This window comes from Bifidobacterium animalis subsp. animalis ATCC 25527 (assembly GCF_000260715.1).
Lineage (GTDB): Bacteria > Actinomycetota > Actinomycetes > Actinomycetales > Bifidobacteriaceae > Bifidobacterium > Bifidobacterium animalis.
The window spans coordinates 685,089-707,361 of the sequence record NC_017834.1; the positions used below are offsets into that span (position 1 = coordinate 685,089).

General features: G+C 58.5%; 22 protein-coding genes and 1 pseudogene. 13 read left to right on the top strand and 10 right to left on the bottom strand.

The window, feature by feature from the left end; translation table 11 throughout:
* Window positions 1-63 precede the first annotated feature (63 nt).
* The 3 genes from BANAN_RS02885 to recQ form a co-directional block, all read right to left on the bottom strand.
* Window positions 64-1,239: a cystathionine gamma-synthase gene (locus BANAN_RS02885; RefSeq protein WP_014697450.1), complete on the bottom strand. Its 1,176-nt coding sequence runs from the start codon at window positions 1,237-1,239 to the stop codon at window positions 64-66.
* Window positions 1,240-1,310: 71 nt separating this feature from the next.
* Entirely contained in the window at window positions 1,311-2,330 is a 1,020-nt protein-coding gene (locus BANAN_RS02890; RefSeq protein WP_014697451.1) for a pyridoxal-phosphate dependent enzyme, read from the bottom strand.
* A gap of 385 nt (window positions 2,331-2,715) precedes the next feature.
* Window positions 2,716-4,671 (bottom strand): DNA helicase RecQ, encoded by a 1,956-nt coding sequence (gene recQ, locus BANAN_RS02895; RefSeq protein ID WP_014697452.1) that lies wholly within the window; start codon window positions 4,669-4,671, stop codon window positions 2,716-2,718.
* Between the two features lie 301 nt (window positions 4,672-4,972).
* Here recQ and BANAN_RS02900 point away from each other — a divergent pair, with 301 nt between their 5' ends.
* The gene (locus BANAN_RS02900; RefSeq protein WP_014697453.1) at window positions 4,973-5,917 is read left to right on the top strand and encodes a DUF559 domain-containing protein; all 945 of its coding nucleotides are present in this window, start codon (window positions 4,973-4,975) and stop codon (window positions 5,915-5,917) included.
* 137 nt (window positions 5,918-6,054) lie between these two features.
* On the opposite strand, the gene BANAN_RS02905 is transcribed toward BANAN_RS02900, so the two are convergent.
* Entirely contained in the window at window positions 6,055-6,612 is a 558-nt protein-coding gene (locus BANAN_RS02905) for a GNAT family N-acetyltransferase (protein ID WP_014697454.1), read from the bottom strand.
* A 281-nt stretch (window positions 6,613-6,893) separates the two neighbouring features.
* Between BANAN_RS02905 and BANAN_RS08705 the strand changes: the two genes are divergently transcribed.
* Window positions 6,894-7,022, top strand: coding sequence for a hypothetical protein (locus BANAN_RS08705; RefSeq protein WP_004218814.1), 129 nt, complete (start codon window positions 6,894-6,896; stop codon window positions 7,020-7,022).
* A 132-nt stretch (window positions 7,023-7,154) separates the two neighbouring features.
* Here BANAN_RS08705 and BANAN_RS02910 read toward each other — a convergent pair whose 3' ends face one another.
* Window positions 7,155-7,358: a hypothetical protein gene (locus BANAN_RS02910; RefSeq protein WP_041776970.1), complete on the bottom strand. Its 204-nt coding sequence runs from the start codon at window positions 7,356-7,358 to the stop codon at window positions 7,155-7,157.
* A 24-nt stretch (window positions 7,359-7,382) separates the two neighbouring features.
* A pseudogene (locus BANAN_RS08585) lies at window positions 7,383-7,916 on the bottom strand (ClbS/DfsB family four-helix bundle protein).
* 181 nt (window positions 7,917-8,097) lie between these two features.
* On the opposite strand from BANAN_RS08585, the gene BANAN_RS08590 reads away from it, so the two are divergent.
* Together BANAN_RS08590 and BANAN_RS02930 are read left to right on the top strand one after the other, a co-directional pair.
* Window positions 8,098-8,295, top strand: a complete 198-nt coding sequence (locus tag BANAN_RS08590) for a hypothetical protein (RefSeq protein ID WP_014697456.1) — start codon at window positions 8,098-8,100, stop codon at window positions 8,293-8,295.
* Window positions 8,296-8,463: 168 nt separating this feature from the next.
* Window positions 8,464-8,778: a hypothetical protein gene (locus BANAN_RS02930; protein ID WP_237705840.1), complete on the top strand. Its 315-nt coding sequence runs from the start codon at window positions 8,464-8,466 to the stop codon at window positions 8,776-8,778.
* Between the two features lie 23 nt (window positions 8,779-8,801).
* On the opposite strand, the gene BANAN_RS02935 is transcribed toward BANAN_RS02930, so the two are convergent.
* A complete protein-coding gene (locus BANAN_RS02935) occupies window positions 8,802-9,230 on the bottom strand; it encodes a hypothetical protein (RefSeq protein WP_014697458.1) in 429 nt (142 codons plus the stop codon).
* Window positions 9,231-9,353: 123 nt separating this feature from the next.
* Between BANAN_RS02935 and BANAN_RS02940 the strand changes: the two genes are divergently transcribed.
* The 5 genes from BANAN_RS02940 to BANAN_RS02960 all read left to right on the top strand — a co-directional run bounded on the left by BANAN_RS02940 (window position 9,354) and on the right by BANAN_RS02960 (window position 15,090).
* Window positions 9,354-9,755 carry a (deoxy)nucleoside triphosphate pyrophosphohydrolase gene (locus BANAN_RS02940; RefSeq protein WP_014697459.1) on the top strand — a complete coding sequence of 134 codons (402 nt, stop codon included), beginning with the start codon at window positions 9,354-9,356 and terminating at the stop codon, window positions 9,753-9,755.
* Window positions 9,756-9,807: 52 nt separating this feature from the next.
* Window positions 9,808-12,933, top strand: coding sequence for a DUF3427 domain-containing protein (locus BANAN_RS02945; protein WP_014697460.1), 3,126 nt, complete (start codon window positions 9,808-9,810; stop codon window positions 12,931-12,933).
* A gap of 247 nt (window positions 12,934-13,180) precedes the next feature.
* Window positions 13,181-13,915: a Fic family protein gene (locus BANAN_RS08210; protein WP_014697461.1), complete on the top strand. Its 735-nt coding sequence runs from the start codon at window positions 13,181-13,183 to the stop codon at window positions 13,913-13,915.
* A gap of 150 nt (window positions 13,916-14,065) precedes the next feature.
* Window positions 14,066-14,578: a Panacea domain-containing protein gene (locus BANAN_RS02955; protein ID WP_014697462.1), complete on the top strand. Its 513-nt coding sequence runs from the start codon at window positions 14,066-14,068 to the stop codon at window positions 14,576-14,578.
* Between the two features lie 17 nt (window positions 14,579-14,595).
* Window positions 14,596-15,090: a Fic family protein gene (locus tag BANAN_RS02960; RefSeq protein ID WP_014697463.1), complete on the top strand. Its 495-nt coding sequence runs from the start codon at window positions 14,596-14,598 to the stop codon at window positions 15,088-15,090.
* On the opposite strand, the gene BANAN_RS02965 is transcribed toward BANAN_RS02960, so the two are convergent.
* The 3 genes from BANAN_RS02965 to BANAN_RS02975 form a co-directional block, all read right to left on the bottom strand.
* Window positions 15,087-15,566, bottom strand: a complete 480-nt coding sequence (locus tag BANAN_RS02965) for a GNAT family N-acetyltransferase (protein ID WP_014697464.1) — start codon at window positions 15,564-15,566, stop codon at window positions 15,087-15,089. The genes BANAN_RS02960 and BANAN_RS02965 overlap by 4 nt on opposite strands.
* A gap of 66 nt (window positions 15,567-15,632) precedes the next feature.
* On the bottom strand, window positions 15,633-15,908 hold the full coding sequence (locus tag BANAN_RS02970) for a hypothetical protein (protein ID WP_014697465.1): 276 nt from the start codon (window positions 15,906-15,908) through the stop codon (window positions 15,633-15,635).
* Between the two features lie 107 nt (window positions 15,909-16,015).
* Complete coding sequence (locus tag BANAN_RS02975; protein WP_014697466.1) at window positions 16,016-17,095, bottom strand: iron-containing alcohol dehydrogenase family protein; 1,080 nt, start codon at window positions 17,093-17,095, stop codon at window positions 16,016-16,018.
* 315 nt (window positions 17,096-17,410) lie between these two features.
* Between BANAN_RS02975 and BANAN_RS02980 the strand changes: the two genes are divergently transcribed.
* From BANAN_RS02980 to dnaG, 4 genes are all read left to right on the top strand, one after another.
* Window positions 17,411-17,911 carry an S-ribosylhomocysteine lyase gene (locus tag BANAN_RS02980; protein ID WP_004218832.1) on the top strand — a complete coding sequence of 167 codons (501 nt, stop codon included), beginning with the start codon at window positions 17,411-17,413 and terminating at the stop codon, window positions 17,909-17,911.
* Between the two features lie 112 nt (window positions 17,912-18,023).
* On the top strand, window positions 18,024-18,548 hold the full coding sequence (locus BANAN_RS02985) for a GNAT family N-acetyltransferase (protein WP_014697467.1): 525 nt from the start codon (window positions 18,024-18,026) through the stop codon (window positions 18,546-18,548).
* Window positions 18,549-18,623: 75 nt separating this feature from the next.
* On the top strand, window positions 18,624-19,991 hold the full coding sequence (alr, locus tag BANAN_RS02990; protein ID WP_014697468.1) for an alanine racemase: 1,368 nt from the start codon (window positions 18,624-18,626) through the stop codon (window positions 19,989-19,991).
* A gap of 108 nt (window positions 19,992-20,099) precedes the next feature.
* Entirely contained in the window at window positions 20,100-22,181 is a 2,082-nt protein-coding gene (gene dnaG / locus BANAN_RS02995; protein ID WP_014697469.1) for a DNA primase, read from the top strand.
* The last annotated feature ends 92 nt before the right edge of the window (window positions 22,182-22,273 follow it).

Consider the following 22,273-nt stretch of genomic DNA (forward strand, 5'->3'; position numbering starts at 1 on the left):
TACCCCCAACGACGGTTATGGGTACAAGCCCTCTGCTCAATGGAATGGTGAGCTCATACTGTTTCAGAGCTGCTGCAGTGCCTGCTCCAAGTCGGCAATGAGATCGCCGGCATCTTCGATGCCGATGGACAGGCGCACGAGGTTGGCGGGAACCTCGAGTGTCGTGCCTGAAACCGAGGCATGGGTCATTGCCGCCGGCACTTCGATGAGCGATTCCACGCCACCGAGCGACTCGGCGAGCGTGAACAGCCGTGTCGAGGAGGTGAAACGCTGTGCCGCTTCAGGGCCGCCGGCAAGTTGCACTGAGATCATGCCGCCGAAACCGCCATGCATTTGCCGCGCGGCGATCTCGTGACCCGGATGAGACTCCAGACCCGGGTACCAGACGCGCTCGATCTCGGGGCGGCTTTCCAGCCATTGCGCGATTTCCAAGGCATTCGCACTGTGTTTGCGCACGCGCAGGTCAAGTGTTTTCAATCCGCGAATGTCGAGCCACGAATCGAACGGAGACGGCACTGCGCCGGCGGCGTTCTGCAGGAAGGCCACGGCGTCGGCGACCTGGGGGTCGTTGACGAGCACCGCCCCACCGACCACGTCCGAGTGTCCTCCGATGTATTTGGTGGTGGAGTACACCACGGCGTCGGCGCCATCGGCGAGCGGATGCTGCAGAATCGGTGATGCGAACGTGTTGTCCACCACCACTTTCGTGCCGTGTTCATGGGCGAGCTGAGCCGTCAATGCGATGTCGGTGATGCCAAGCAGCGGGTTCGATGGCGTCTCCACCCATACATACCGATACGATTTGGCACCCAGGGCCGCATTCAGCGCCGCGACATCGGTGGTGTCCACCACGTCGAGTTCCACGCCCCATGGCACGAACACTTTGGACAGCAGGCGATATGTACCGCCGTACACGTCGTTGCCAATGAGAATCGAGTCACCCGGGCGCATTGTGGCACGCAGCAGCACATCGATTGCCGCCAGTCCCGACGAGAAGCTCATTGAGAACGCCGCGCCCTCCACTGCGGCAAGCTGTTCGTCGAACGACGTGCGCGTGGGGTTCACCGACCGTGAGTAGTCGTAGCCGCCGCGCAATCCGCCCACGCCGTCCTGCTTGAACGTCGAGGTCATGTAGATGGGAGTGGAGACGGCGCCTGTGAGCGCGTCCGGTTCCTGCCCGGCATGGATTGCGCGGGTCGCGATGCCGTCGTGAGCGTAGTTGGTGTCTGCCTTGGCCATGGTATTCCTGTTCTCGAAAAGTCTGCCTGTGTTGATTGTGCCTTGTGCTTGCCGTGTTCGTGTGCGCGATCTCATGCCTCGAGCAGCACGCCGTCGACGAGCGATGGTCGGCTGGTGCGTGCCACGATGTCGGCGTACCCGTGCTCGATCATCCAATCGTCATTGAAAATCTTCTCCAAGTACCCGCGGCCGGAATCCGGCAGCAGCACGACCACGGTCGCGGACTCGTCAAGGTCGTGCTCCCGCGCATACCGAACGGCCGCCGCCACCGCCATACCGCTCGAGCCGCCCACAAGAAGCCCTTCCTCGGTAGCCAGACGGCGCGTCATCAGGAACGCCTCGCCGTCGGTGACCTGCTCGACCGCATCGGGGACCGTCTGGTCAAAGGCGCTTGGGTAGAAGTCCTCGCCCACGCCTTCGATGTCGTACCCGTGCACATTGGCCGGGTTCGAGTAGATGGAGCCCTCAGGATCGGCGCCTATCACCGTGACCGCGCCATTCGAGACTTCCTTGAGGTAACGGCCGGTTCCCGAGATGGTGCCGCCCGTGCCAATGCCTGCCACGAAGTGGGTGACACCGCCCTCGCTTGCCTCCCAGATCTCGGGCCCGGTGGTTTCGTAATGCGAGCGCGGGCCGTTGAGATTGCTATACTGGTTCGGCTTGAACGCGCCGGGAATCTCGCGGGCGAGCCTGTCGGAGACGCTGTAGTACGAACGTGGGTCGTCGGGCTCGACGTCGGTCGGCGTCACCACCACTTCGGCACCGTATGCGCGCAGCACCGCGCGTTTCGTCTCGCTCACCTTGTCGGGCAGCACGAACACGGTGCGATACCCGCGCTGTTGTGCGACGAGCGCGAGTCCCACGCCGGTGTTGCCCGACGTCGGTTCCACGATCACGCCGCCCGGCCTGAGCTTGCCCTCATGTTCGGCGGCGTCGATGATGCGTTCCGCGATGCGGTCCTTCGACGAACCGCCCGGATTGAAGTACTCCACCTTCACGGCGATTTTCGCTCGCACGCCATCGGTGACGTTGTGGAGTTCGACGAGCGGGGTGTTTCCGATGAGTTCTGCAACAGTGGTGTGAATAGCCATAATGAGTCCTTAGAATCCTGATATGCGCGATTGTTTATGTATATTTTCAGATTTCAAACACGCCTCAGGTTTGCGTCGTCACTGACTGCAGCACAGCTGATCTCGATTGCCGTTCATCGACTATGCAGTGGATTCGCCCGCAGATTTTCCAATACTACCAAGCGTTTTCGATGTTGGAATGTGTGCATGAAGTGCACAGGTGAAATCGATCTCAAGTTATGCGTCGGTAACCGCGCGCCTGTGGCGTTCGGTCAGCGACAGCAACAACATGAGAAATTCGTCATATTTTCAAGAAACACCATGGCGTAGACAAACTTCATAATTCGGCTCACGGCGTTCCGTAATGTGGACGCATGGTCAGCAGTCAAGGCGAATGGTGCGGCGCTCACGAGGCGTTGTCGAAGATTCGAATGACCTCCATGAACCGTTTGCCGTAGCGTTCGAGCTTGTTGGCTCCCGCGCCGTTGACCTCGAGGAACTCTTTCGACGTGTGCGGGTGCCGTTCGGCCATGTCGCGCAGTGCGCGATCCGAGAACACAATGTAGGGCGGCTTGCCTATCTCGCGTGCGATCTGCATGCGCAGGGCACGCAAGTGCTCGAACAGTTCCGCGTCCACGCCGGTGTTGGCGCCTAAGCCTGCGGCGGCACGTTCGCCGGCACTCAGTTTCGTGGACTTCGCCTCTCCGCTGCTTCGTGACTTCGACTTGCGCTCCGATTTCTTGATCTCGTATCGGAACGTGGGTGCCACGGTTTCCGCGGCGCGGGGGCCGAACTGCACGAGCGGCAGCCGCCCCTCGCTCACCGTGAGGAAGCCGTCGGCCACCATCTGGTTGAGCACGTCGCGAATCTTGGCTTCGTTCACTTCGCTCAGGCGGCCGTACGTGGGCACCGCATCCAATCCGCGATTGGCGAGATCCTGCGCTTTGGAGCCGCGCAGCACCTGCACGACCTTGCCCATGCCGTAATGCTGGCCCAGATCATGCACGCACATGCTGATCGCGCGTGCGACGGCGGAGGCGTCCACCGTTTCGAAGGTGCTTTCGCAGTTGACGCATCCGCCTATGCAATGGCCGTTCGCCGAGCGTTCGGTTCCGTTCGATTCCCCGAAATACCGTGTCATGTAGTCGTGCAGGCAGTCCGTGGTTCTGCAGTAGCCGATCATGGCATCGAGCAGTTGCCGTTTCGAGCGCCGCACCACCTCCTGCTCCTCGGGGGTGAGCCGCTCGTTGCGATCCGCCATGTCGAGCAGGCGACGCCGTGTCACAATGTCCGACTCGTTCCACAGCAACATGCATCGGCTTGGTTCGCCGTCGCGCCCCGCACGGCCGGCCTCCTGATAGTACGCCTCTATGCTCTCGGGCATGTTGTGGTGGATTACATAGCGAACGTTCGATTTGTCGATGCCCATGCCGAACGCGTTCGTCGCGACGACGAGCGGCACCGTGTCGGTGACGAAATCACGTTGCGCGCGTTCGCGAACATTCGCCGGCATGCCGCCGTGGTATGCCGCGGCGATGGGTCCATCTTCCATCTGGGAGCCCTGTGCCTTGCGTAACTGCGGCACCATGATGTTGAGTGTCTGCGCGAGCGCCTCCGTCTCCTTGCGGGTCGCGCAATACACAATGCCGGATTCGTCGGCATGCTCGGCCACGTAGTGCGCTATCCAGTTCGCCTTTTCGCGCGTGTTGAGCTTGAGCATGTCGAAATACAGATTCGTTCTGTCGAATCCCGTCACCATGACGAGCGGGTTGCGCAAACCCAGCAGATTGACGATGTCCCGGCGCACGCGTTCGGTCGCCGTCGCCGTGAACGCGGCCACTGTGGGGCGGTCTGGCAGCGAGTCGATGAACTCGCCGATCGCCAGGTACGACGAGCGGAAATCCTGACCCCACTGCGACACGCAATGCGCCTCGTCGACGGCGAACAGCGCGATATCAGCATGTGTGGCGAATGCGCGGAACCGTGCCGTCTCCAACCGCTCTGGAGCGACGTACAGCAGCTTCACCTTACCGGCATTGGCGGCGTCGAACACCTGCTGTTGCTCGTCAGGGGTCTGCGTGGTGTTGATGAATGCGGCCGGTATGCCGATCTCGTTCGCACCGTCCACCTGGTCGCGCATCAGCGAGATCAGCGGGGAGATCACAATGGTGATGCCATGCAGCAGCAGCGAGGGAATCTGGTAGCAGACCGATTTGCCGGAGCCCGTGGGCATCACGCCGAGCACGTCGCGCCCTTCGAGAATGGCGTTGATGAGCTCCGCCTGACCGGGGCGGAAGCTCTCATAGCCGAAGTACTTGCGCAATGTGGCGAGTGCGGAACTCTCTTCATGCTCGTTCGTCATAGTGTTCCAGTGTAATCAGTGGGCGCGTGGAACATGGCGACACTCCAGAATGACATTCTCGCTATGGAGTGAACAAATCTGCGTTATAGAGTGAACATTGCAGATTGTCTCAGCATATAGATCCTTGAAATTCCAGCGTTTTCCAGACTGCGTATCAGGTATCTGTTCACCCCATAACGCAGATCTGCTCACTCCATAACGCAGGAAATTCTACTGTGAACGATGTGGATAACTCATTGTTACATATCCACAATGCCCGGTTGGGATTGTGCCCGAATCTGCGCGCCCATAGGGTCGATATATGAGTTTCGAAGAGAGTGATTCACTTACGCGATTGCGTGAGGCGAGCGAAGAGGCGGCGCGTGAGTGCAGGAGGTTTCGTGCTGAGCACAAGTTCGGTTTGGTCTATGTGTTTGGCATGACGAGAGCATTGCGGTTGGCGGGGGTGGAGATTCCGCGGATTGATTTGAGTGCGCATCCGCGTCTCAGTGAGCAACGCATGCAGCTGGTGGTGCGAAACAAGAATCTGGAACCGCGTGTGCGAGCTCAGGACGCCAATCGCATGCTGGCAGTGTATGTGTGGAATGCCCCGATGGATTTCGCATGTTTCGGCGATGACCTCATATTCACATCACCGATTTGCACATGGGCGATGCTGGCTCGGTTCTTGAGTCTGGAGGAACTCATCGTTCTTGGCGACTCCATACTGCGGCGCAACACTGTGCATCGGCAATACTCACAGGCGGATTTCAAGAACTTTCTAACAGCGCTTCGTGCGGTGAAGGGGCGCCGTGCTCCTCGCGGCATTGTGAAATGCGAACGCGCGCTCACGCTGATGAGACCGGGCACGGACTCGAGTCAGGAGACTAAATTGAGGCTATGCATTGTGCAGCACGGTTTGCCCATGCCTATGATTAATCACCGGATTCGTGCCATCAACGGTAATGTCTATTACCTCGATCTGGCTTATCCTGACGCCAAAATCGCGATTGAGTACGACGGCATGTTCCATTCGGGGCAATGGCTGCACGACAGTGACCGGCGAAACGCAATCGAGGCATCCGGCTGGGTGTTCATACAGGTGACGAAGACCTCACTAGGCGACTATTCTCACCGACTTATGCTCGTTCGGCGAATCGCCCACGAGTTGGAGATGCGCACTGGCATCCACTATTTTGTTGACGCGCAGACTCCGCTCACTGAGTTAGTCAAGCCCAAAAATCTAAAGACGTTAGCTATGGCGTGAACAAAGTTTTGTTATGGAGTGAACGTCTCTTGTGACTATATGTCAGAAAACGGTGATTTTCCAACGTTTCATAGATTCCCAGATTTGTTTGTGTTCACTCCGTAGCGCAGAATTGTTCACTCCATAACGAAACACGGTTAAGCGATGAGCGTCTCCCACTGCTCGCGTGTCATTCGATTCACATGTTCGGTGCGCGTTTCGCCAAGCAGCGGCACCGGCACGTTCTGTGCGACGCGTATGGGTTCGAAACCGATCTTCTCCTGAGTGCGCGCCGATTTCGTGTTGCCCTCGTAATACGCGCACCAGATTGCGCTGAGTCCCAGATCTTCAAAGTCGCGGCGCAACAGTTCGCGGGCCGCTTCGGGAATGTAACCGTTGCCCCAGAACGGTTCGCCAATCCAGAATCCCATTTCCGCCTGCGTCGCGTCGTTTGCCGGGAAGAAATCGGAGTTGCCGGCGAGCTTGAGGGAGATGGCTCCGATTGCGGTGTCCGGATCGTCGGCGAGTGCGATTGCATAGTCCTCCGGGCCATCGAACACATTGCGGATCACGTCCAAGCTTTCCTCGACGCTCTGGTGAGGCGGCCAGCCGGCGATGGGGCCGATGTTTGGGTTCTTTGCGTATTCGTACAGTGCCGCCGCGTCCGATTCCCGCCATGGCCGCAATACGAGACGTCCGGTGTACAGTGTGGGCATGGTGTTCCTTTCTGGTTGCGTATTGCTTGCCAGCGTACCGCATGGCCGATTCTCTATGCCATGGCATCCCAGCGCGGGCATCCGAATAGCAAGTCTTGGATTGGAGTAGGCAGAGGGCGACCGCATGCCGGGATGACGACCACCTCATCCGCAAGGTTGAGAAGGAGCCTTAGCGGCGTGGAGATTCATTCCCTGGCCTGATGGGATGCGCCGGGTTTTCTTCGTATCTTGGAACCATCGCAACAAGGGCGGCGAGACCGCCACGGATGGAAGGAAATACGATGCGCAGCATTCTGAACATGATTCTCGGACTCGACAACACGATGAGCGGCGTGCCGGTGACAACGATGAACTCGGCGGTCACGCTCTCGCTGATGAACGACGGCGCGGACGCACGCGTCAACAACTAGGTTGCCGCTCGAATTCGGGCGGCAACCCGAACAACAACCAGCCGTCAGGGAAGACGGCGCACACGGCAAGGCAATGAAGCCTAGCATCAAACGATTGTTCGCAATACGTCACGTGACGCACACGCGGCTCATCTACATGCGCGGGTGGCGGATGAGATGGAAGATCAGCATTCCAACGAACCATAGGAGAGTCGGGACAAGTACGTCCAACACGCCCCGGACGGTGGTAAGTGAATGCCAGCCATTCTGGAAGCCGGTGAGCACCACCATGATTACGGCGAACACAACGGTGCCAAGGGCCATTCGCAGCGCTTCACGTGAATCTGGTTTGCGCATGGTTGACAAGGGTACTCCCTTCGCCTACTCAATGACGTCCCGGCGTGCCATCTCGCGTTTCCAACGGCGGATCTTCATACGAAACGATGTGAATGGCGCCACCGTGTTGACGTGGATCCACTTCCACACCGGCCACGCGGAAGGGGTGGAGGAGGCCCACTGACGGTGTCCCGGCTCGAACAGTTCCTCTTGGGAGAACGCCGTGATCATCCAGCACAGGTAGCTGATCTGCTCGTTGAAGGTCTCGATCATCTGGTCGGGGGTGGCGTTGCGTCAGGTTTCGTAGAACATTTCATACAGCTCGCCCAACTGGTCCCACGAATACCCGGGGGCGGGCATGTGCATCACATGGCCCTCCTCCTCGGAGTGCTCCCAGTCCAGCAGCAGACTCATCCAGCCGAGTTGGTAGGCGAGCATCTGCCGCGGTGTGCGCGCGTCTGCCTCGGGCAGCAGCTCATCCCAATCCTGTTCGGGAATGTCTTCGAATTCGGTTATGAATTTGTCGCCTTTCTTCATGATTGCATCGACCAGGTCGGTTCCGGATTCATATGTCGCCATGATGTTCCTTCCTCTAGTCTGTGTTCGATGTGGTGTCCCGCGTCGTGGATTCTACGGATTCCATGGATTGCCAAGCGGCTTCACGGAGTTCGCGAATGGCGAGGTGCTTGCGCAAAGCCATTGCCATGTCGAGGTACGGGTTGCCGCTGCGGGATTGTGGCTGTGCGGAGTGCCATGCGTTATGCTGATGCGCGGGACGTCATACTTGCTGTTCGCGGCGGCAGTAGTGGTGCCGGTGTATTGCCTGGCGTTCTGGCTGTTGACGGGCTTCTACCACCCGTCCACCATTGCGGCCTTCCTGCTGGTCGAATGGCTGTGTGTGGGAGTCGGTGTGTATATGCTGCGGTCTGCGAGACGCCTTGACGATTACGCGAAGTGATACGGTGGGCGAACATCGGGGCCACATTGCCATGTTCGATGAACTTGCGGCGGAGGAGGATCCGTCTGCCACACTCGATAATACAGTATGAGATGCAGAGCCTTTTGCAATCCAATGAACAATGAGGTGCGAGGAGACCCGATGACGCAGGGCATGGAAAACCGAACAATGGCACAGTGCGAAGGTGCCGATGACAAATGCAGCACCTGCCCGGTCAGGTCGTGGGTACAGCAGCACAGGACGCTGCTCATCGTGTGCTTCGGCGTACTGGGAGTGCTACTGCTGCTTATGCTCGGCAGCCGTAAGACCGTGCTCAACATCGCGAATCAGCCCTCGCAAGCTGGCGGCAACGCGGCGAAGGTGATGGTCATCGATAATCATGGGTTCTCGATGTTCCAGTGGATCACCATCGGCAATGGTTCGAACAACCATCCGACGAACAGCGGCAATACATCGAACTGCGCAAATGCGAAGCGTGACTAAGACGGCGACGGCATCATTTGTGCTTAGTCATTGCGCGCGAGGAGGCTCGCGATGCGCTGTGCCAGCACTTTCTGTGTCATGAGCGCGTACAGGTCTGCCGAGAGTTCGTCGATGATCGATGGCGCAAGCGCATCCGTTAACGCCTTCCCATTCCCGTTGAAATGTCGGAATAGCGCATGGTAGAGCGGCGAATCGTGGCGTATCCGTGTGACTGAATACGCGCCATCCTCCAAAGCCCATGCCACCTCCGTGTGCTCGTCGTCATCCAGTTCCTCTTTGTTCGGATACAGTTTGCGCTCCATGAGTTCGTAGAGCACGTCGAGCAGATCGATCTGGTCGGTGGCCGAGCCTTCATCGAGGGTGCGCGCAATGAGCTGTGGGTCGGCCTGTTCTAACGATTGCGCATATTGAAGTTGGGTATTTCGTTTCGGGGATTGCCTCGGAGATTCCATGCTCACATGGTAAAGCAGATGCCTGGCAGCAGAGGCGTTTTGATTTCCCTGTTGTAGCTTCGCAAATCCGCGTTGTATCCTGGTCCCGATAGTTTTCCGGAATATACAGGCTATGGGGGATGCATGGAAGAGCCGAAACTGATCAAAGTGGTCGGAGCCGCCATCATCAAAGATGGCAAGGTGCTGTGCGCGCAACGCGGCGCAGGCAAGTCTCTCGCAGGGTATTGGGAGTTTCCCGGTGGCAAGATCGAAGCGGGCGAGACACCTCAGCAGGCGCTCCAGCGGGAGATCGAGGAAGAGCTGCTCTGCGAGATTGACATCGACAAGAAGGTATGCACCAGCGACTACCTCTACGATTTCGGCAACGTGCAACTCACCACCTTCCTGTGCCATCTCATCGAGGGAATGCCCAGACTTACGGAACATGAGTGCATCGAATGGGTGGAGCCTTCGCGGATGCCCCGTCTGCGCTGGGCGCCAGTGGATCATGATGCCGTGACGCGAATCTCTGGCATGGCATTCTGATGTTTTCGAATAACCCCAATCATAAGCGAATCATAAGTGACGGAATATAAATATGAGCAGCCAGTTTCAAGTGGACAACACCTTCGTCAGGCAGAGCCAGTCTGCAACCGAACCGCTGGAATCTGCGGATCACGGCATCGTCGATGGTGTGCTGAGCGGTTTGATCCGACAGAATGATCTGGCACAGGAACGATTCGTGCCCAAGCTCATTTCAAATCAGCCGGGAAGCACAATGGGGGATGCGATTCGAGAGGAGCTAAGGGAAAGCGAGACGTTCGACATCTCCGTGGCATTCGTCAGTGAGAATGCGCTGAAATCGATGTACCAATCGTTCCTGGACCATGCAGAGAACAGCGAAAAAACCAATCGGATCATCACCTCCACTAAGAACTATTTCAATACGCCCAAGGCCTTCAAGGAACTCCTGAAACTCCAACGTGAGGCCAACGTGGAAGTGCTCATTTGGGAACAACAAAGCACTGAAGGAGTTTCAGCCAATCAGCCGTTCCATCCGAAAGGGTACCTTTTCACACGACGTATGGAGGAGGGTGATCGCAGCTACTACAACCTGTATGTTGGTAGTTCGAATCTCACGTCATTCGCTTTGCAGAATCAACGTGAATGGAATCTTCGTGTCTCGTCGACGGGCGAAGCGCAACTCATTGAACAGGTCAGGGAGGAGTTGGCAGACCAGGTCAGTCAGTCCGTGCCGTTGACCGATGCATGGTTGGCGCAATACGAGGAGGAATTCAGGAACTACACGCCTCCACGCGAACAGATTCTACGACAAACGCGCACGGCAAGGATCGAACCGAATGCGATGCAGCGTGACGCGCTCGCCAACATTCGGAAACTGCGTGAGGAGGGTGAACGGAAAGCTGTTGTCATTTCGGCGACAGGCACGGGCAAAACCTACCTCTCCGCCTTTGATGTACGTCAATTCCAACCGAAACGCATGCTGTACGTGGCCAATCGCGATACGATTCTCAAGTCGGCTCGCGAATCGTATCAGCGTGTGCTCGGTTGCGACGAGGGTGAACTCGGTCTGCTCACCGGTAACAGTAAGCAGCATGACGCAAAGTATGTGTTCGCGACAGTCGACACGTTGCGTCGCCATATGATGGAGTGGTACGAGCCCGATGATTTTGATTACATCCTCATCGATGAGGCTCATCATTCTGGTGCAAACAACTATCGCTCGGTCATTGACTACTTCTCCGAAGCTGATTTCATGCTGGGCATGACGGCGACGCCGGAACGAACTGATAATTTCGACATCTTCACCCTGTTCGATCACAACATCGCCTATGAGATCCGTTTGCAGAAGGCCCTCGATGAGAATATGCTGTGTCCGTTCCATTATTATGGCGTACACGAATTCCTGGGAGCAGACGGCACCCGAGTTGATGCGACTGAGGGGATTTCGAAAAAAGACAAGCAGCAGATCCAGTATTCACTCGAAGAACTGACCGAGCCTTCACGCGTGCAGTACATCATTCGTAAACTCGAACAATACGGCTCGTACGACCAACCTGTGACGGGACTGGTGTTCTGCTCCGGGGTGGAGGAGGCAGAACGACTCTCGGAACTGTTCAATCAGCAGACCAACCAGCAGGCGGAACGCAATTACAGAACTATCGCCATCAGCGGCAAAACCGCAGGAAGAGATGTGGAAGGAGCCATTGATCGGCTTGAATCCGGTGATCTCGATTACATCTTTACCGTTGATAAATTCAATGAAGGTGTCGATATCCCTGCCATCAATCAGATCGTGATGTTGCGCAACACCGAGTCCAGCATCGTGTTCACGCAGCAGTTAGGAAGAGGATTGCGCAAGTTCCCGCACAAGACCTGCGTTACCGTCATCGATTTCATTGGTAACTACGAGAACAACTATCTCATTCCGGTTGCGTTGTACGGCAATGCTGGCGATAGCGATAGCGCGCGCAAGAACATGCAACGAGAATCGATCGGCCTGTCGTCGATCAGTTTTGATGAGATATCACGCAAGCAGGTGCTCAAATCGTTGGATACGGCTTCGTGGTCCGATATGAGGATGTTGCGCGACAAGTATTCGGTGATTCGCAACGAGCTTGGTCGGATTCCGATGCTGACGGATATCTATCGCCATGATCCATCTTTGGTGATGACAATGGCGCAGAAAGCCAACAGTTATTATGACTTCGCGCGTGACACGGAAGCCATGCTATCGCGCAAAGGTCATGATGAAGGATTCGCGGATGCGCTTGTGCCGATCGATACGCAAGGAGAACAGTGGCTCAAAATGGCCACCGAAGTGCTGTTGGTTGCAATCCGTCCGCAAGAGCTTGTCATCCTTGACGAATTGATCAAGTCATGCGCTGGTGGCTCTGTCTCGCTGATCCTGACGGAACAGTTGAGGGAAACAGTTGCGCGACGATTCCCCGCGTCGTACCACACCGCTGCACAGTTCGAATCGGCGCTCAGCGTGCTCGACTGGTCGTTCTTCGACGCATCCACCAAGAAATCGTATGGGGAACGCGCGCTCATCGAACGCATCGGAGACGGGATTTGCCTTGCGCCGGAGTTCATCGCGATGCTCAAGAACAACGCCACGTTCCACCGCTTCTTCGTGGACAATGTGCGTACTGGCCTGAAACGATTCGAAGACCTTCTCGAGGAAGCGGCGAAAACCGGCCATTCGTTGCAAGACGACCGCGGATTCGTCTACGAGCATCGGTACAAGATGTTCGAAGTGGAACGTCTGCTCGGGTGGAGCAAACAGATCAACGGCAGCAGCGTCGGTGGCTATCTGCTCCCCAAAGACGAAAAAAGCATGCCAGTGTTCATCAAATATGCGAACAGCCAGTACGCCGACCGTTTCCTCAATCCACAGGAAATGCACTGGTATAGCAAAGACAGGCGTAGCACCGCATCCCGCGAAATCAAATGGATGGAAGAAGGAAAGGGCAACGAGGAATGGAGTGAGAATCATTTCATCCCGCTGTTCGTCATGCGTAAGGCGGACGCCGAGAAGCTGAAGATGTACTATTACGTGGGTCGTGTGGGGGCATATTCGAATCTACACGAGACGAAGCGTGACAATGACGGCGAGAATATTGGTCTTGTGGAGATGGATCTGCGGCTGACCAAGCCTTTGAGCACGGAACTGTATCAGCATCTGACAGGGGATGCGTAGCGCGATATGCGCTCGGTCAGCGGAATGCGCACCTATCGGAGGGATTGTGAGACCATATCTTCTCGAACGGCAACAAGCGCACGGCGAGGAAGAGGGCGCTCGCGATTCCCGTCATGCAAGCCTGGAGCGTGCGAATGAAATCGGTCTTCCTGGAATCTGGTGAATACTGCCATGTGTGAGGGGTTGTAGATCACGCCAGATGCGTGATCTATGCAGTTGTATTGATGACTGGGCTTATCTTGCAACTATGGAAAAGCAGATTGAAGCGTGGAAAGAATTGCGGCGTCTCGACGGGCTAATGCGACGACTTGGGAATCGATATCCTATTGTTCGAGCCTTCTCTCGTCTTGAATCCAAAATCTCCTGCAGTCTCGATGGGTACGATGCTTCACTTGAAGATGTTCTTTCCTATCCAGAGCGCTACATCATCGAGCGTCGTAGAAGCGTGGGGTCTGAACGTGCGATATTGAACTATTTGTATACGTTGGAGTACGGTACCGTGATGGTTCGCGGTGGGCAGCCATTGGATTGGGAATTCGTTCGTGAATTGCATCGGCAGCTTTGCGACGGATTGACGGCTGCCGAACCAGTGCTGGTTACACCTAGGAAAATGGCATCGGGAACGATGGATGGCCTGTTCGCGTGGTGGGATAACAATGATGTCTCTGATTCGGCGATTGATGACATCATTCGGTTTCATTACCGTTTTCTGGCGCTACGCCCATTTATACAGGGCACTGGCAGAATGAGTCGGTTGCTGCTCTTACTGCAACTCATTGCCAGAGGCTTGCTTCACGAGCCGATACTCACCATGTCGGTATGGCTTGAGGGCAACATTGCGGAATACCGCACATGTTTGGATGAGGCGATATTGCGAAGGAACGAGCAGCCACTGCTGATGTTCTTCCATGACGGCTTTAGCAATTGCGCCGGAGCTGCGTGTAACAGCATCATCAGTCATTCCAACTTCCACCGTATGTAGGTTCCGGCTTCTACCGTAGTAAGTATTGCATTTTGCGAGATCCTGAATTTGGCCTACCTACTTTATGTAGTTGGGAAAAGAATGGAGGAAACTGAGCGCCGAATGTCGATAAAATGGAAGCGTCGAACATAGCGAACCTGGAGGTGGGCAATGCTGGCGTCGGATGTCGCACGGCACATCGTGGCGCACTATGGCGACGCGTGGTTCCTCACGAATCTGAAGCTGAACCTGCTCGTTTACTGGTGTCAGGTCGGGGCATTGCGCGACGCCGGTGCGCCTTTGTTCGCCGATGAGATCGCGGTCGGCGAATGCGGGCCGGTCATACCTGCGATCTGGGCGGAATACGAGGCATTCGGCTCGCGCATGATCCGCCTGCGCGACGAATGGCAAGGCAAAGCGCTGGGGGAGAACACCGAGAGCCTCGTCGCGAGCGTGATGCGTGAGTTCGGTTGGCTGACGGCGGCCGATCTGCTGAATCTGTCAAGCCAACCAGATGGGGCGTGGAATGCGGCGCGTGAGCAAGGCTATGAGAGCATTTCCGTGTCGCATATCGCCGGCTCTGCCGACATGCGACGCGAAGTGAGTGAGCGCACGCTGGCCGCCTGTGTGGACGGGGTGGAGCGCAAATACCCGAATGCGCTCAGATTGCTGGAGCATTCGTGATGGAAGGGGAGCGGAAGATGGGCAATGCCGAAGACGGTGCCGAACCGATTGCGCTCGACGGCAAGCAGATGCGCATGGATGCGCTTGCGGAATCGGTGTTCGAAGTGTATGTGGAGACGATTCGCGGCACCGGCCTCGACATCACGCCAACGGCGCCCGCTGCGGTGGACGAGCGAATCCTCGGACGTGTGCAGTCGGTGCTCGGCTCGACGTTCCTGACGTTCTTCGGCATAACGCCGCGCGAACGATATGCCGACGTGTTCGAGCAGATCTCCGATTTCGCGTCGCGTTTCGCGAAAGACCATATTTTCCCGGACGGCAACAAGCGCACGGCGGTGAAGATGGCGCTCGCGATCCTCGCTATGCATGGCTGGAACGTGCGCGCAGACGATGCCGAGGAGCCGGAACGCAACGAGCTGTACCAGTGGGTGCAGAGCATCGTCACCGGCCGTTGCGATGCCGGGGAGCTCGCCGCTTTCCTGCGCGAGCACGCGGTGCGTTTGGAAGATTAGAGAATCTGCTCCATGCCGTATTTGTACACGCTCATGCCGAGTGACTCGTAGAACTTGACGGCGGCTGGATTCGCAGCCCAGGCGTTGAGCGTCACATTGTGGTAGCCGTGTGCACGTGCATAGTCGAGCACATGGTTGTACAGCTCAGTGCCCACGTGTTTGCCGCGCGCACGCTCGTCCACGCAGATGTCGTCGATATACAGCGTGCGAACCGGCTGCAGATTGTTGGCGCCCGCATGATCCTCCTCCACACAGAACGCATAGCCGAGCAACGTGCCATCGGTGTCGGTTGCGACGAAAATCGGACGGGAATCGTCTGCGATGATCTGTGCGAGTTCGGTGGGCGTGTATTTCGTCTTGCCCTCGACAAACAGGTCGGGGCGACCGTGTGCATGCACGTCGTTGACCTGACGCAACAGTTCCATGATGGCATCGATGTCGCCGGCGTTGGCATGACGGATGGTGAGGTTCGACATGATTCCCTCGTGTTTCTGCAGGGTTGCTTTCGGTTATTCAGTGTAGATTCCGGTGTGGCCGCCAACTCAGCCGATGAGCCACTTCGCGTTGCTCAGGCTGTGCAGCGGGATGAACGGGATGAGAATCGGTGTGTGTTTGGAATAGTGCCGGTATTGCGGGTCGTCTGCATATTCCTTGCTCTGTCGCAGCTCGAGTCTGCGCGCGCCGCTGAACATGATGAGCAGGGCGGTGCCTATGGCCGCGATGGAGAAGCCGTAGCCTATGGAGATGAACCAGATGTAGCGGTGGAATCCCACGACGCTGACTGCCAGCGCCACTAGGAAAATAATCAAGAATGTCATACTTCAAGCGTATCCGTGTGGCATGGGACACCGCGGGTTTATGGTGAATAGAGCCGTAGGCGCATTTAGCCGTTTCGGGTGGAATGCGCCCACGCAGGGTGTGTGGATCAGAATGCTTCGACGGTGCGCATCGCATCGATGATCTGGTCGGCGGTCACGTCGGGGACGGCCGCGTGGAACGGGGAGCCTGGAGCTGCGGCGAAATCGGCCACCGTCTTGAGGTTCTCGTCGGTGAACGGCAGATTCATCTGCTTCCAGGAGTGGGGAAGCCCGATCTTGTTATAGAAGGGCAGTAGATTGCGAGCCTCGTCTTCCTTGCCTTCGGCCACGAGCTGCACCAGCACGCCGTACGCCACTTTCTCTCCGTGCATCGTTTCCGCGGATCCGGGGATTCTGGTCAGCCCGTCGTGCACGGTGTGGGCGCCGGATTCGCGGGCTCGCACGCCGCCGAAGCCGCCTACGGTGCCGGCGATGCCGATGATCGTGTCGATCAGTGTGCGTACATGCCCGTTGGCATAGTCTCCGGCGCGCAATGCGTCGAGTGCGGGCACGCTTTCCTCGAGCAGCAGGTCATGGCTCAGCTTCGCGCCCTGATAGGCAAGCCTGTCGAACACGCTCAGATCGTCGGCCTGCTCGAACACCGGCGCCGATTCGTACCATTTCGCCACCGTGTCTCCTATGCCGCCGACGATCTTCTCGGGCGGCGCCTGCGCGATTAGCGCCGAATCGACGAGCAGGGCGACGCTCTGCCGTGGGTGCACCGGAACGCCGAGGAAGCGGTGTTCGTCGTCATAGTTCACCGAGTACGGTGAGTAGGCCGCGCATGCGCAGGCCAGTGTGGGGACGATGATCAGGTCGACGTTCATCATCTCGGCCACGTTCTTTGCAGTGTCCGACAGTTTGCCGGCGCCAATGGCAATGATTGCGTCCGCGTCGAGCGCCTTCGCCTGCTCGGCGAGTTCGCGTGCGTTGCGTTCGCTCGACGAACCGTCGTACCGCAGAACGGGTGCGAAGAACTCGTCTTCTCCCGTATAGTCGAGGAACGCGTCGGCGGATTTGACGCCGGTGATGATGACGGGGTGGGCATAGTCCTCGATGTACTTGCGGACCTCTTTGGCCACTCCCGGTGTGCTGATGTAACGGTTGGGGCCGGGACGGACGTCGGAATCCTGAACATTGGTTGCCATGGATGTGCTCTTCTTTGCGAGATGAAACGGATATGTATAGGTGGCATGCCGCGGCAGAGCGGCAGTGGTCTGGATTCACAGGCCCATGCGTGCTATCTGCGGTCACGCGCATGTGCCCCGCGGTGAAGAGCTTGTGGCAACCGCGGTGTGTTGAGGACAATAGTAGGCAATCTGTTGACCAGGTCAGCCTGAAGTGAATAATTGGATAAACAAAAAAAGATTGCCTAGTAAAGATGTGCGGGCAGGTGCTGGAAGCGACGGCGGGTGCCGGCGCTACACTGAGTGGGACATACTGTTACAACGGAAAGGGCGGTCATGGCAGACGAACCGAATACGCAGAGCAAGCCGGTGGTCGAAAGCTTCCAGCTCGACCATACGAAGGTGAAGGCGCCTTATGTGCGCTACATCGATACGGAGACCGGCCCGAACGGCGATGTGATCTCGAACTACGACCTGCGCCTGGTGCAGCCGAACGAGAACGCGATTCCGACGGGTGGGCTGCATACGATCGAACATACGATTGCAGTGCTGCTGCGCGAGCGCATCCCCGGCTACATCGACTGCTCCCCATTCGGCTGCCGCACCGGATTCCACCTGCTCACGTGGGGGGAGCATTCCACCGAGGACGTCGCCAAGGCACTCAAGGAATCGCTCGAATTCATCGCGAATGAAGCCACGTGGGACGACGTTCCCGCCACAACCATCGAAAGCTGCGGCAACTACCGCGACCACAGCCTGTTCACGGCGAAGGAATGGGCGAAGGACATTCTGGCCCAAGGCATCAGCTCCGATCCGTTCGAGCGCAAAGTGGTCTGAGTCTTCCCGGGAATGTTCATATGCGCCGTTATATAGCAGGCGGCGCATATATTGTGTGAGCCGGAATGCCATACAGGCTGTGCAGGAATTCGCGAATGAGAGGAGAAACGGTATGCAGGACGCCACGAACCGGCGCTTTCGCCACGCGACCATGAAGGACTACCCTCAGATGGAGCGCATCTACGCGCATGCCCGCGAACTCATGGCGCGCAATGGGAATCCGACGCAGTGGGGGAACGCGTTCCCGAAGCCGCAGACGGTGAAGGAAGACATTCGCGAGCACCGGGCGATCCTGCTGGTAGACACTTTGGGCGGCAAGGAACGCATCCTCGCACAGTTCGCGCTGTGCCCGGGGCTGGACCCGACCTATGCGAAGATCGAAGGCGCGTGGCTCGACAACGACTCCTACGTGACGATCCACCGCATCGCCTCGTCGGGCCTGGTGCGCCATGCCGCGCGCGACTGCATCGAATGGTGCCTCAAACACTATGGCAATGTGCGCGTGGACACACACCCCAACAACAAGGCCATGCAGCATGTGCTCGAAAGCTGCGGATTCGCCCGTTGCGGCCTGATCCAGCTCATCGACCGCACCGAAGACACGACGCGCATCGCCTACCAGCGCCACGAGTGGTGAGCCAATGGGCCCGTGGAATGCGGGTCCGTGCCCCACGCATACCCGCTTACACACTCGTCATACGAACAGGCCACAATGGTGTGCATGAGCGTGAGTGCACTTGAAGAATGGCAGTTTTCCTCCAAACAGGGCGAGCGCAACTATAATCAGGCGCTGCGTGAATACCCTGCGCAAGTGATCGTCGATCTCGCCGCGTTGCGAGACAACATGCGCCACTTGGTCGACATCACCAACCGCGAGGGCGGTCCCACCGAGGTGATGGGAGTGGTGAAGGCCGATGCGTATGGGCACGGTCTGGTCCCCTCCGCTTTGGCAGCACTCGCTGGCGGCGCCACGTGGCTCGGCGTGGCGCAGGCCCGCGAGGCGCTCGCATTGCGCAATGCCGGCATTGGCGTTGATCGGGCCCGCGTGCTCACGTGGGTGAACAATCCGCTGCATGCCCCCTACGATGACCTCATTGCCGCCGATGTGGACCTTTCGGTGGCCACCCCGACTGCGATCCAGAAGATTGCCGAGGCCGCGCGAGCCGTGGGCAAGCCAGCGCGCGTGCACATCAAGGTGGACACCGGCTTCGGGCGCAACGGGTTCACACTGGTCCAGATCGACTCCGCCATCGACTTGCTGCTGCCGCTGGCCGACGAAGGGGTGTTCGAGATCGTGGGCCAATGGAGCCATCTGGCGGTGGCGGATGCCCCTGCCGTCGGCGAGTTCGTCGAGAAAACCGACGAACAGATTCGGGTATTCGAGGAGTTCACCTCGCGCCTGCACGCACGGGGAATCGAGCCGCAAATTCGGCATCTCGCCAACACGGCTGCCACACTGAGCCGCCCCGAGATTCATTACGACCTGGTGCGACCGGGCGTCGCGTTGTATGGCTATGAGGCGGACCCGGCAATGGGCACGCCGTCGAAGTACGAGCTCAGGCCGGCGATGACGTTGCAGGCGCAACTGAGCTCCGTGAAGAACGTGGGCGCCGGTGAGGGTCTGTCCTATGGGCGCGTGTATGTGACCGATGAGCCTACGAGTGCGGCGATTGTGCCGGTGGGCTATGCGGATGGCATTCACCGTTCCGCCTCGGGATTCAACGAGGCCGGTTCGAAGCACGTGAACAAGCCGGGCGCGCCGGTGCGGGTGATGACACGCGATGGTGCGCGCATATTCCACGTGAGCGGCCGCGTGTGCATGGACCAGTTCATACTCGACCTGCATGGCGACGCCGAGAACATGGGTGTGCATATAGGCGATACGGTGGAGCTGTTCGGGCCGGGGCGTGGCGAGGACTATCTTGAGCCGACCGCCGACGACTGGGCGCGGGCGGCCGATACGATCAGCTATGAGATCTTCACCTGTTTGCGCAACCGTGTGCCGCGGTTGTATGCGAACGCGTTCGAAGTGCTCGACGAGACGGACCTAGGCAAGCTCGACCAGAGCACACTGCTGTGATGTGCCTGTACACCGCCATTGCATGAATCGCCGCGAAGGCGCGCAGATTCTGCGGAAAATACGCCGACGCCACGGGGAATCCTTCGGTTGCCTGATATGCTATGCCACATGGCCGGGATGATTAAGAAGGAAGACATTGAGCGCGTGCGCAACGCGGCGGATCTGTACGACATCGTCTCCGCCACGGTGGCGCTCAAGCCCTCGGGTGTGGGCGCCTATGTGGGCCTGTGCCCGTTCCACGACGAGCGCACGCCGAGTTTCAACGTGCGCCCGTCGGTCGGCTCATGGCATTGCTTCGGCTGTGGTCGTGGCGGTGACGTGTTCAAGTTCGTGCAGGAGCAGGAGAACATAGACTTCCGCGAGGCGGTGGAACTGCTTGCCGACAAGTACCATATCGAGCTGCATTACGAGAACGCCGGCGGCGCGAACGACTCGCACAGGGGCACCAAGCGCGCGCGTCTTCTCGAGGCGAACGAGGAGGCCCAGAAGTTCTTCGTGAGCCAGATCCTCACCGAGGAGGCGCTGCCTGCCCGCAAGCTGCTCGCTGGCCGCAATTTCTCGCAGCAGGACTGCGCGCGGTTCGGTTGCGGGTATGCGCCACAGGGTTGGGACAACCTGGTGCGTCACCTGGCCGACAAGGGCTTCACCCAACAGGAGATGCTCGACGCCGGGCTCGCGCGCCAAGGGGCCCGGGGCATATACGATTACTTCCGCGGCCGTGCCACATGGCCCATTCGCGACTCGACCGGCCGTACCCTCGGGTTCGGCGCCCGCAAGCTCTACGACGACGATTCGATCGCCGCGAAATACATCAACACGCCCGACACCCAGCTCTACCACAAGAACCAGGTGCTCTACGGCATCGACCTGGCCAAGCCGCAGATCGTGAAGAAACGCCAGGTCGTGATCGTCGAAGGGTACACCGATGTGATGGCGATGCATCTGGCGGGCGTGGACACCGCCGTGGCCACCTGCGGCACCGCCTTCGGCGAGGAGCATGCGAAGATTGTGCGCCGGCTCATCTCCGACGATTCGCTTGGCGGCGTGCAGCTCACCGGTCCGCTCAGGGTGGAAGGCGAACCGCTGAGCTCGCGCATCGTATTCACCTTCGACGGCGACGCGGCCGGCCAAAAGGCCGCATTGCACGCCTTCGGCCTTGATTCCTCGTTCCAGACGCAGACCTTCGTGGCCGTGGCCGACAACAACCTCGACCCCTGTGACCTGCGCATCGAGCGCGGCGATGACGCGTTGCGCGCCCTCGTGGTCAATGCCCGGCCGTTGTACGACTTCGTGATCGACGTGGCCATAGGCAAGTTCGACACCCAATACGGCACCGGCCAGATGGGTGCCGTCAAGGCAGTGGCGCCCCTGATCGCGCGCATCAAAGACAAGAGCCTGCTCGACCTCTACACGCGCAAGGCTGCCCGCAGGATCGGCATCGATCTGGCGATTCTGCAGCGTGAGGTGCAATCCGCACGGCGTGCGCAGCATGTGCCGAATGAGGACGCCTATGCGTCACGCCAACGCGGCTACGACCGCACTTACGAGCGTGAACGCGAACAGCCTCAGGTCAACGAGGCGCGTATGCGTGAAATCGAGCGCGACAATGCGAGGTCCCAGCATTTTTATCGCATCGACGACAACGTGTTCATCACCGAGATGCAGTTCATGGCCACGCTGGTGCAGATTCCGCGCGCCGTCAACGCCGAGCTGTTCAAGGCGCTCACCGTGCACTGCTTCTCCACGCCGGTGTTCCAGACGATGTTCGAGGCGGTGGAGGCCGCCGGCGGTCTTCCGGAACCCGGCACGTCGCCCGGGCAGTGGCTCCACGCCCTTACCAAGGCTGGAGGCCCGCTGCTGGCACCGGTCATCACCGAGCTGGCCGTGATGAATCTGCCGTTGCCCCAGAACATGGCGAACGGCAATGCGGCCCAGACGGGCCAACAGGAGCCGGGCAGCCAGTCCGCCCAACCGATGCCCGAGGCAAGCGCGGAGCAGAGGCAATATGCCAACCAGCTCACCGCCAGCCTCATCGACACCGGTTACATGCGAAGAATTGGCATGCTGCGCCAGCAGGCGAGTCGTGCGACGAACACGCATGACCAGATCCGGTTGTTCGGCGCGATCACCGAGGTCGAGCGCGAGCGCAAGGACCTGCAGTCGCAGATCTTCGGATCCGCGGCCGGCTGAGTCGATACACCAGGCCGAGCCGCCGCCTGCCGTGACCGTTTTGACTCTGTGGAAAACTTTTTTGGGCAAAACGGTCGGCAACGAACGGCAAT

Coding starts and splice junctions, on each gene's coding strand:
- BANAN_RS02885 (WP_014697450.1), bottom strand. CDS start 1,239: ATGGCCAAGGCAGACACCAACTACGCTCACGACGGCATCGCGACCCGC.
- BANAN_RS02890 (WP_014697451.1), bottom strand. CDS start 2,330: ATGGCTATTCACACCACTGTTGCAGAACTCATCGGAAACACCCCGCTC.
- recQ (WP_014697452.1), bottom strand. CDS start 4,671: ATGACGAACGAGCATGAAGAGAGTTCCGCACTCGCCACATTGCGCAAG.
- BANAN_RS02900 (WP_014697453.1), top strand. CDS start 4,973: ATGAGTTTCGAAGAGAGTGATTCACTTACGCGATTGCGTGAGGCGAGC.
- BANAN_RS02905 (WP_014697454.1), bottom strand. CDS start 6,612: ATGCCCACACTGTACACCGGACGTCTCGTATTGCGGCCATGGCGGGAA.
- BANAN_RS08705 (WP_004218814.1), top strand. CDS start 6,894: ATGCGCAGCATTCTGAACATGATTCTCGGACTCGACAACACGATGAGC.
- BANAN_RS02910 (WP_041776970.1), bottom strand. CDS start 7,358: ATGCGCAAACCAGATTCACGTGAAGCGCTGCGAATGGCCCTTGGCACC.
- BANAN_RS08590 (WP_014697456.1), top strand. CDS start 8,098: ATGCTGATGCGCGGGACGTCATACTTGCTGTTCGCGGCGGCAGTAGTG.
- BANAN_RS02930 (WP_237705840.1), top strand. CDS start 8,464: ATGGCACAGTGCGAAGGTGCCGATGACAAATGCAGCACCTGCCCGGTC.
- BANAN_RS02935 (WP_014697458.1), bottom strand. CDS start 9,230: ATGGAATCTCCGAGGCAATCCCCGAAACGAAATACCCAACTTCAATAT.
- BANAN_RS02940 (WP_014697459.1), top strand. CDS start 9,354: ATGGAAGAGCCGAAACTGATCAAAGTGGTCGGAGCCGCCATCATCAAA.
- BANAN_RS02945 (WP_014697460.1), top strand. CDS start 9,808: ATGAGCAGCCAGTTTCAAGTGGACAACACCTTCGTCAGGCAGAGCCAG.
- BANAN_RS08210 (WP_014697461.1), top strand. CDS start 13,181: ATGGAAAAGCAGATTGAAGCGTGGAAAGAATTGCGGCGTCTCGACGGG.
- BANAN_RS02955 (WP_014697462.1), top strand. CDS start 14,066: ATGCTGGCGTCGGATGTCGCACGGCACATCGTGGCGCACTATGGCGAC.
- BANAN_RS02960 (WP_014697463.1), top strand. CDS start 14,596: ATGGGCAATGCCGAAGACGGTGCCGAACCGATTGCGCTCGACGGCAAG.
- BANAN_RS02965 (WP_014697464.1), bottom strand. CDS start 15,566: ATGTCGAACCTCACCATCCGTCATGCCAACGCCGGCGACATCGATGCC.
- BANAN_RS02970 (WP_014697465.1), bottom strand. CDS start 15,908: ATGACATTCTTGATTATTTTCCTAGTGGCGCTGGCAGTCAGCGTCGTG.
- BANAN_RS02975 (WP_014697466.1), bottom strand. CDS start 17,095: ATGGCAACCAATGTTCAGGATTCCGACGTCCGTCCCGGCCCCAACCGT.
- BANAN_RS02980 (WP_004218832.1), top strand. CDS start 17,411: ATGGCAGACGAACCGAATACGCAGAGCAAGCCGGTGGTCGAAAGCTTC.
- BANAN_RS02985 (WP_014697467.1), top strand. CDS start 18,024: ATGCAGGACGCCACGAACCGGCGCTTTCGCCACGCGACCATGAAGGAC.
- alr (WP_014697468.1), top strand. CDS start 18,624: ATGGTGTGCATGAGCGTGAGTGCACTTGAAGAATGGCAGTTTTCCTCC.
- dnaG (WP_014697469.1), top strand. CDS start 20,100: ATGGCCGGGATGATTAAGAAGGAAGACATTGAGCGCGTGCGCAACGCG.